At 36.0% G+C, this 797-nt stretch carries 2 pseudogenes; one reads left to right on the top strand and one right to left on the bottom strand.

Annotation, left to right across the window (positions count from 1 at the left end):
• A pseudogene (locus tag ACS8FD_RS19210) lies at window positions 1-277 on the bottom strand (DUF3108 domain-containing protein); the annotation flags it as partial.
• 413 nt (window positions 278-690) lie between these two features.
• On the opposite strand from ACS8FD_RS19210, the pseudogene ACS8FD_RS19205 reads away from it, so the two are divergent.
• Window positions 691-797 (top strand): annotated as a pseudogene (locus ACS8FD_RS19205) (co-chaperone GroES); the annotation flags it as partial.

The following is a 797-nucleotide window of genomic DNA, read 5'->3' as shown; positions in this document are numbered from 1 at the left end:
CTACGCGAGCTTTTACTTTATAATTCCAAGTATTACCAGACTTCTTTAAAGTGCGGTTTGCAGTACCTTTATATTTGTCTTCAACGGTAAAGCTATAATCAGCACTTGATGGTTGAATGATTTTTGCATTGGCAAGCGTAGGGGCAGTCATACTTAAAGCTCCGATAATAGCGATACTAGCACCTGTAGTTAAGGCGGTTAAAAATTTCGGTTTATTATGTCTAAGGTCTTGATTGTCAGTTATTGCTAACTTTTTATTTATTGATAAAACACTCATGAATACTCCTTAATAGATAGAAGACAGAGATGTCATCTTTTCTTATAACTATTATTATGTTCTCAACGCTTATAATGGTCATATGTTGTTACATTTTCAAGGGCGTCAACATATAGCAGTGTTCAGCTCTTGTAGCCTATGTTGCCAAAACTCCTTAAGCTGACGTCACAAGTAACGCTTTGTGAGTAAGGTTACTCGCTAGCATGAACTTATAAAATTTCTGCTTTCACATTCTTGTAAATTTTTCGAATTTACACTTGAAGCCATCTTCTATTGCCCCCACTTTTTGATACAAGCTCAACGCTTATCTATGAGACATTACTGTTAATCGTATTTCTTATAGATACTGGTCTTGAGACCATTTATTCAAATAAACCCTTTAACGTAAACAATCAACTTTTGGAGTCATATCGATGAACATTCGTCCTTTACATGACCGTATCGTCGTCCGCCGTATAGAAGAAGAAACAAAAACTGCTGGTGGTATCTTATTACCTGGTTCAGCACAAGAAAAACCGTC

Source organism: Psychrobacter sp. 1U2 (assembly GCF_051847575.1).
Note: the sequence above shows the minus strand (reverse complement) of the source record. Positions and strands in the feature narration are given on the sequence as shown.